The organism is Bacillus sp. B2-WWTP-C-10-Post-4 (assembly GCF_009183805.1).
Taxonomy (GTDB): domain Bacteria; phylum Bacillota; class Bacilli; order Bacillales; family Bacillaceae_G; genus Bacillus_A; species Bacillus_A cereus.
Genome location: NZ_WEII01000009.1, coordinates 80,716 through 88,639 on the forward strand (window position 1 = coordinate 80,716; position 7,924 = coordinate 88,639).

Consider the following 7,924-nt stretch of genomic DNA (forward strand, 5'->3'; position numbering starts at 1 on the left):
GCATTCTACATTACATACAATTTGTTCTTCCTACTAAATAGGAGCTATTCCAAATTATTATTTTGGATAGCTCCTTTCAAATTCTTCTTATTTTTTACTTCTACCAATGTCAGCTTCTACATACCATTTATTCTGCTATTTGCGGACAGTACAACTCTCATTTCAAAATTCGGTGAATAAACTGCTCGATTGCAATGCGAGTGGCCCTCACTGATTAAAGTTTCCTTTTATTTTTGCATTGAATCTAACATCTTCACAATAAAGGCAGCTGCCTGACCACGAGTTGCTGTACCTCGAGGATCAAACTCATTATTTCCAATACCATTAACTACCTTTAGACTGTATAATCGTTGAACCGATTCTTTGTATGTTATTAAATGCTTATCTGTAAATGGTAATGCTACTAACTCACCTGTAATTCCTTTATATCGTAATGCTTTGTCAATCATAATAGATACTTCTTCACGAGTAATTGGTGAGTTAGGATCAAAAATCCCTTCACCACGACCATTAATAATTCCTGCACTTGCACAACGTTTAATACCGTCATGAAGTGATGGATGTGCCTCATTAATATCTACAAATGACTTATTTCCCTCTGGTAGTTTAAGAGCATTCGAGATTAATTTCGCAAACTCCGCTCTCGTTACATTTCGATATGGCGCAAATACACCATTACCTTCGCCTTGCATAATACCTAGACTGTTTAATTTACGAATATGCTCTTCAAACCAGCCACCTGTAATATCATCTTTTGGTTTTTGTACTTCTTCCTTAGGCTTTTGTACTTCTTCCTTTGGTACATTGTAGTTAATTTTAATCCAGCTTGGGTCATAGAAAATCCATTCTCCATTACCTACTTTATACCAACCATTTTTAACCGCTAATACTTTGTAACGATCTCCGGTTGAAGCTTTACGTACAACACGATGTTCAATACCCGCATCACTACGTACATTGATGCCACTACCATTTACCACTAGTTCCATGCTAGGTTCAGCTGGATTATTTTCATTTGGATTAAATGAGTCATTTTTATCTTGTAAAGGCGTATCAATCTGCGCATTTATATTTGCATACCACTGAATTCCTTGTACGAAACCAGCCCAATTACCACGTGAAATTAAAATGTCAGGACATTTTTTCCCGCTCCATTGTTGATGCTTGTAAATATGATCTGCACCAATTCCTTCTTTGTTCATTAAATAACCTGCAAGTCGTTTTGCATTTTCTAAAGCTTTATTGTAATCACCATCTTGGTTAACCGCGATCTCGATACCGATAGACTCCCTGTTTCCTGATCCATCTCCATCTCCTGCATGCCAACCATTTTCGTTTGTTGGTAAGTGTTGATAAATTTGTTTATCGTCTACAGTAAAATGCCATGAAGCTGTTCGGAAAGTGCCTTCAGTTGCTTGCTTGTATAAATATTTCGCATGATTTTCAGCATTAGCACCAGCGGCTGTATTTGCGGTCTCATGAATTGTAATGTAACGTGCTTTCATCGGATTTGCAGGACGAATATCAGGATTTCCTGCTGGAACAATCCACTCCACAAATGGAACTCCTGCAAGTGTTCCATATTTCTTCGTACTCTGTGCACTATATTGAATACCTCTTGGCTTTGCAACAGGTTTCATTTGACGATCAGATCCATCATTTCGACCATCTACAGATTCAAATGCCTTTTCAATGTTTGAAATAGCTTCCTTTTCTGCTACTTGTCCCTTCTTAGCATTTTGCATTTTGTTTAATTCTTCTGTTTCATCATGTTTATGCTTATATTCTTCTAAAAGCATTTTTTCATTTTCAGATACTTCTACTTCGTTAATTTGTACATGATTAGGAACTTCCAACTTGAAATTAGAATAATTTAATCCGCTCGTTCCGTGTTCTCCTTGGGCAATATTAAGTTGATCAGTTTGAGAGTTGTTTATCTCTTCTGCTGATGCTGATAAAGGTACGCTCCCTAAAATCACTAGACTTGTTGATAGTGCGATTACTTGTTGTTTGATTGTCTTATTCATTATTATAATAAATACATACACACTCCCACCGTGTATGTATCTCAACCTCCTTTTATTGTCACATTAATTTTTAAAAATATGAATCTACTATGTACTTCTATTATATTTTCTTTTTATTTATATATTTTAATTATTTTATTTTATACCCATTAAGAAAATATTTATATGTCATCCCTACAGATGAATTTCATCTAATATACTTTTTATAAAATTCGTCAACAAACATTATTTTACAACTAATTACAAATACCGTCAAAATAATCAATTTAAACTTAGACAAATAACTGGCATACAATTTCATAATAAGAGATCCTATACTATCGAAATACATCTATTACAAATTCCCTTTAACGTTTTCAACAATCTCATTTATCGTATTCCGATCAAACTTATCACTAATTTCATATGACTCACGATCTCCTACGAATTGCACGCCTACGATATCATTGCGATCCTTACCGTATTGCACTTCAATAATAGATCCACGCTCTATTTGTTTCCAAATGAGACCTGCTTCATCTTTATTATCTAAAATAATGCAGTCTTCAATATTTTCGTCAATCCCAATTAACTTATTATCATCCATATATCCAATCTCGTATTGTTGCCGTTCTTTCGCTTTGCCACTTACTAATATACCTTTGCTACCATATGAGTAATCCATATAGTCCTTTTTCTCCGTTTGTACCGCTTTCGGCTTTTGTGCTTCAGTTTTTTCAGCAGCCCCACAACCTGTAATAAGACTGATTGGGATAACCACTATTAATACTAATCTAGTAAATTTTTTTATCATTTGTAACCAACCTCATATATTTAATGCAAAACTCCATTTATTACTCTATTAAAGAATAACATGATACTAAGTAAACAGAACGAAAGATAACATATTATTTACATACTCGCACTTTAATGAAGGACCAGGCCATTTAAACCTAGTCCTACATAACTTTAACTTTGCTTCACATACTTAATTGTATTAAATGACGTCTCATTAAATAATTGCAAGTTTTCCCCATCATAATCTTGAACTTTATATGCTATTTTCTTTTTTTGAATTGTATCTTCTACACCGTCTACTAAACGTTTATTGAGATGTAAATAGATTGTAAAAGCTTCCTTATCATATTCCCAAGTTCCTTCAATATAATTCTTTTTATTTGGATACTCACCTTTACCATATGTTTCAAATGTCTTATCACCTTTTAAAATGAGTGACATATTGAAACCGTCTGTTCCTTGGAATCCCCAATTACCGATTAATTCCGTACCATCTTTCACATTCTTCATAACATTATCTGTATTAATTCCAGCTTTCTTATCTAACTCTTTCAAATCTTTAATTGATACTGTACCATCACCGATTTTAATATCCCCTTCAAGATCTTTGAATGCCTTAAGCCAGTAAATATCTCCTTCTTTCACTAGCTTTTCAGATTTCTCTATTAACTCTTTATCAGTCTTATCACCTTTTTCTCTTTTTTCTTTTCTGGTGAATACTTCATTTATTAAAGAAAAAGACTCTCTAAAATAACTAATTGCTTTTTCAAAATCTTTTTGTTGGTTTACATACTCTGTAGGGGGATCTATTGACTCAAATTTATCTAACACTTTATTTAATTCTTTCACACTATCTACTATATCTGATTTCTTTTTCTTACCGTCAAAAACCTCTCTTGTAATATTGTTATGCTCCGCAAACAACTTATCAAACTCTACTCCTAATTTATACACTTTATTAGGATAGTCTTCCTTTGAAACTTTTTCTTTCTTACTATTAGACTTCGATTCTTTTACTTTAGACTCTTCCGTTTTCTCCTGTTTAGAAGTGTTCGTTTTCTCAGAAACTCCACAACCAAATAACAACATGACCGGAACTGCTACCCCTAGTAGTTTCTTTGCATTCATGACTAATTTCTCCTTCTACTTGAATAGATTACTCTTGCTATACCCATCCTCTTTTTTTATCTTGTAATTAAAGTTACAATCGCAATAACTCCTAGAATCGGTCCCCAATATTCCATTTTTATAAAAAATAATGAGTGCTTTTTGTTAAACATAACTTTTTCACCAGTTTCGGCATCTATATAAACTTTCCCATCTGGCTTATTAATATATTTACCTAAATACCAAGACATAACCCCTGATATAATAAACATTACCGCCATTGGCCAACTATGGTCTTGAAAATATGTAGCGTCCCCCGTTATAGATCCAAAGATAGCCTTACCCAAAAGAGTATTAATAATTACAATAATTGCGACTAAAAAACCCCAACCAGACCAAATAATCATCTATTTCTCCTCCTAAAGCGTACAACTTTGTACTTTATGTTAATTTGAACTGCAAACGAAAATGTTTAAAAAACCGAATATTCAGACGTTAATAATTATATTTAGCTTACATTCGATTCTAACTTTAATGTCCTAAATGCAAATGAACCAGATATAATTTGTAAAATTGTCGGAATAAGTAAAAAGAATAATGACATAAATAACATAACTATAGGAATCACAATCATACAAACTCCATAAACTTTATTATTAACCTTGTTTACTAAACACGATAAAATGAACAATCCTATTTGAACCGTTAAAATAATAGAGTAATAAGCTAAAAGTTCGTAATCAACACCTTCCATAATATTAAACGCTACAACTATTAATATTATGGAAATAATAATTCCCAAAATGCCACCAATTAAACCTAATACGAATTCAGGTGTTCTTTTCAATTCAATCCCCCTTTTATGAACCACTAACAACTTGTATATTTTTCCCATTCACCATCATACCAAATATTCATTGGAAAAACTATACAAATGTATTTTTTATTCTACTATACTTTGCTTCTAACTATAGATAGCTTGTAGCAGTCACAAAATCAAAAGCTTCAAAATTACTAACTGGTTTTGATACCTTTAGAAAGTAGACATACCTCTTGAATACAATTAGTATTAACATATGAAATACGAAAAGCTTAAAAAGGCTTTCACATGAAGAAAGGAAGTTGCACAACTATGGATCTTAAAACAGTTATGCAAGAACTTGAAGCTCTAGGTAAGGAACGAACGAAAAAAATATACATATCTAACGGTGCGCATGAGCCAGTATTCGGAGTAGCTACAGGTGCTATGAAACCAATCGCTAAAAAAATAAAATTAAATCAAGAGTTAGCTGAAGAGCTTTATGCCACAGGTAACTACGATGCTATGTACTTTGCAGGTATTATTGCCGATCCAAAAGCTATGAGTGAGTCTGATTTTGATCGCTGGATAGACGGGGCATATTTTTATATGCTATCTGATTATGTAGTGGCAGTAACTTTATCGGAGTCAAATATTGCACAAGATGTTGCTGATAAATGGATTGCAAGTGGGGACGAGCTTAAAATGTCTGCCGGATGGAGTTGCTACTGTTGGCTTTTAGGAAATCGCAAAGACAATGAGTTTTCCGAAAGTAAAATTTCCGATATGCTTGAAATGGTGAAAGATACAATTCATCATTCTCCAGAACGAACAAAATCCGCTATGAATAATTTCCTAAACACTGTGGCAATATCATATGTACCACTACATGAAAAAGCAGTCGAGACTGCAAAGAAAGTTGGTATAGTTGAAGTCAAACGTGATAATAAAAAAAGCAGTTTGTTAAATGCTTCTGAAAGTATTCAGAAAGAACTAGATAGAGGAAGACTTGGTTTTAAGCGTAAGTATGTAAGATGTTAAAAGTATGAAGGTGTCAATCTAGGAGAGATTGACACCTTTTTTGTGGACATTACTAGACTAACGGAGCTGCAAGTTAAAGGGAACCAATCATTCATCTCCCACTATACATCTCAAACTTCTTCTTTCAATTTATATACCCTATCTCTTTTCTCATCATCTTTGATAAAAATAAGTTTTCCTTCTGTAACAAAACCTTCTAATAGTAAACATACTTGTCCATATGCTTTAGGCTTATTCGTAGTGAATCTTTCATCGGGTATTTTACCAGATCGTATTAATCGTTCACATAGCTCAAGCGCACTTATTTCTTCAGAATCAATTAATTCTAAAATATCTTTTTGTAATGGTGATAAAGGGGCTGGTACCTTACATACCTCAGCTACCTCCACCTTTTCTTTTTCTTCTTCAAATAAATCTTCAAATGAAATTTGATTCATTACATCTGTTCCTTTCTAACGATTGATTTGTATAATATGAACTGAATCCTATAGCGTATTTATTATTATGTATTACTTACCTTTTTTCATAAATCTCAAACTCATGTACATCGTTTCATATAGTATGTTTTGATTATACCAAATATACGTTCTGTTTTCTATTGTAGAATTTTCATAACAGAAATGAAAGTAATAGTAAACATTTCTCTTCTCGTTAGTTATATAGAAAACTATGTAAAAAGTTTACATAATAAAATTATAGTGATCTGTTAAATTTCTATGCAAAAAAGAAGCACTTGTTGTCTCAAGTAGACAATCAAGTGCTTTAAGTTCATATGTTTTTAAGTAACATTAAATTTGTAAATTTTATTGTAACAGTTTGACACCTTTTATATGTCGTGACAACTACTACGTTAAAACTTACGAGTTTGTACGAGTTCGTTAGTTTTATGTCTCTTCCATGCGTTTAAATGTCATCTCGCCTAAGCTCGCACCTCTTTTTCTGTTCTATCATTGTACGTAACACTCCATGATGGTACAACCATCATGGAGTATCTATTTTCAAACACCCTATTATTTTTTCTATCCACTTCACATAAAATTTATTTTTCATTCATCATTATATTTTTTAATCGTGTAATTTACTTAAAAAATCAGTAAATGTATCTGCAATGTAAAATACATTTTCTCTTGCGATTTTCTCTGCTTCTTCTGCCGTAATCCCTTCACTTTCCATCAGCGCTTCCTTTTCCCATGCATCTTCATGTTCCCAAAAAACAACAATTGGATTTTCTTCATGATTTTTATAATCAAAGCAAATTAAATTTCCTGCTGGGTCAAATGCAAACGGAATTAATTCTTTAGGTAATGTACCATTAAAGTCATTATATACTTCAACTATATATTCGTCACTATTTTCATCAAAAGATAATAAATTCCCAAAAACTCTTTCATGATTATTCACATTAAATATTTCTGGTTCCACATTAGCACCATTATTCACAGCTACACATTTTATATAATCGTTTGGAAATTTAACACCTATTTCATTACCAATTTCCCCTACAAAATCTTCACTTACAGTTGCATCAGCAAATTGCCAATCTACTTTTCTCATCTAATTCCATCTCCCCATAATTTATTTCCGCCTAAGTGATTTACTTTATGTACTTTTGAAATAACTAATTGCATCTTGCCAGGGACTTGATGGTGATGCCAAGTTAATCCTTTTATTCTTGCCTTACCAGCATTTATTTGAGCTAATTGATCTGGAGAAAACAATTCTTTTGAAATCTTGCCTGAATCAATCGCTTCTTTTAATTTCCTTGTACATTCCTTAAATTGTGCCTCATCTGGACTAATATGTAAATTCTTATCTAGTCTCATTTTCGTTTTAGTATTCGAATATGTTTCTGTTAGTCCCACAACTTCTTTAAACTCTTCAACACTATCATATCCCTTAGGCACAATTGATCTATTAATCAAATTTCCGTCTTTATCGTCATTATTTTTAATTACTTCGTCAATTTCAGATCTATGAACAGGATTACCCGTACCCTTAACCCCACCACTCTCCAAATTCGAGATCCTACTCTGAATACTCGCCTTTGAGGCATCATGGGCTTCTTGGAATTTCCCGCTATAGTTCGTTCCAGTTCTAGCGACACTTCCATCTGGCATTATTTCTACACCTTTAACGAATGGGGTTACGGTTTCCGTGTCCACAACTTTTACTA

Annotated in this window: 9 protein-coding genes and 1 pseudogene; 1 reads left to right on the plus strand and 9 read right to left on the minus strand. The window is 32.9% G+C overall.

Features of this window, described 5'->3' with window-relative positions; translation table 11 throughout:
- Positions 1 to 227: 227 nt before the first annotated feature.
- The 5 genes from GBN78_RS07210 to GBN78_RS07230 all read right to left on the minus strand — a co-directional run bounded on the left by GBN78_RS07210 (position 228) and on the right by GBN78_RS07230 (position 4,758).
- The gene (locus tag GBN78_RS07210) at positions 228 to 2,027 is read right to left on the minus strand and encodes an S-layer homology domain-containing protein (protein WP_002005373.1); all 1,800 of its coding nucleotides are present in this window, start codon (positions 2,025 to 2,027) and stop codon (positions 228 to 230) included.
- 334 nt (positions 2,028 to 2,361) lie between these two features.
- Complete coding sequence (locus tag GBN78_RS07215) at positions 2,362 to 2,820, minus strand: hypothetical protein (protein WP_000591634.1); 459 nt, start codon at positions 2,818 to 2,820, stop codon at positions 2,362 to 2,364.
- A gap of 155 nt (positions 2,821 to 2,975) precedes the next feature.
- Positions 2,976 to 3,932: a DUF3994 domain-containing protein gene (locus tag GBN78_RS07220; RefSeq protein ID WP_003313272.1), complete on the minus strand. Its 957-nt coding sequence runs from the start codon at positions 3,930 to 3,932 to the stop codon at positions 2,976 to 2,978.
- Between the two features lie 56 nt (positions 3,933 to 3,988).
- Positions 3,989 to 4,318 carry a hypothetical protein gene (locus tag GBN78_RS07225; protein ID WP_000587853.1) on the minus strand — a complete coding sequence of 110 codons (330 nt, stop codon included), beginning with the start codon at positions 4,316 to 4,318 and terminating at the stop codon, positions 3,989 to 3,991.
- A 101-nt stretch (positions 4,319 to 4,419) separates the two neighbouring features.
- The gene (locus GBN78_RS07230; protein WP_000831724.1) at positions 4,420 to 4,758 is read right to left on the minus strand and encodes a DUF4064 domain-containing protein; all 339 of its coding nucleotides are present in this window, start codon (positions 4,756 to 4,758) and stop codon (positions 4,420 to 4,422) included.
- A gap of 285 nt (positions 4,759 to 5,043) precedes the next feature.
- Between GBN78_RS07230 and GBN78_RS07235 the strand changes: the two genes are divergently transcribed.
- Positions 5,044 to 5,751: a DNA alkylation repair protein gene (locus GBN78_RS07235; protein WP_030026447.1), complete on the plus strand. Its 708-nt coding sequence runs from the start codon at positions 5,044 to 5,046 to the stop codon at positions 5,749 to 5,751.
- 110 nt (positions 5,752 to 5,861) lie between these two features.
- On the opposite strand, the gene GBN78_RS07240 is transcribed toward GBN78_RS07235, so the two are convergent.
- The 4 genes and pseudogenes from GBN78_RS07240 to GBN78_RS07255 form a co-directional block, all read right to left on the minus strand.
- On the minus strand, positions 5,862 to 6,188 hold the full coding sequence (locus GBN78_RS07240; RefSeq protein ID WP_001071909.1) for a DUF3895 domain-containing protein: 327 nt from the start codon (positions 6,186 to 6,188) through the stop codon (positions 5,862 to 5,864).
- Between the two features lie 243 nt (positions 6,189 to 6,431).
- Positions 6,432 to 6,639 (minus strand): annotated as a pseudogene (locus tag GBN78_RS31135) (hypothetical protein).
- A 177-nt stretch (positions 6,640 to 6,816) separates the two neighbouring features.
- Entirely contained in the window at positions 6,817 to 7,305 is a 489-nt protein-coding gene (locus GBN78_RS07250; protein WP_001233207.1) for an SMI1/KNR4 family protein, read from the minus strand.
- On the minus strand, positions 7,302 to 7,868 hold the full coding sequence (locus GBN78_RS07255) for an HNH endonuclease (protein ID WP_076774877.1): 567 nt from the start codon (positions 7,866 to 7,868) through the stop codon (positions 7,302 to 7,304). The genes GBN78_RS07250 and GBN78_RS07255 overlap by 4 nt, the downstream gene beginning before the upstream one ends.
- Positions 7,869 to 7,924: the final 56 nt, after the last annotated feature.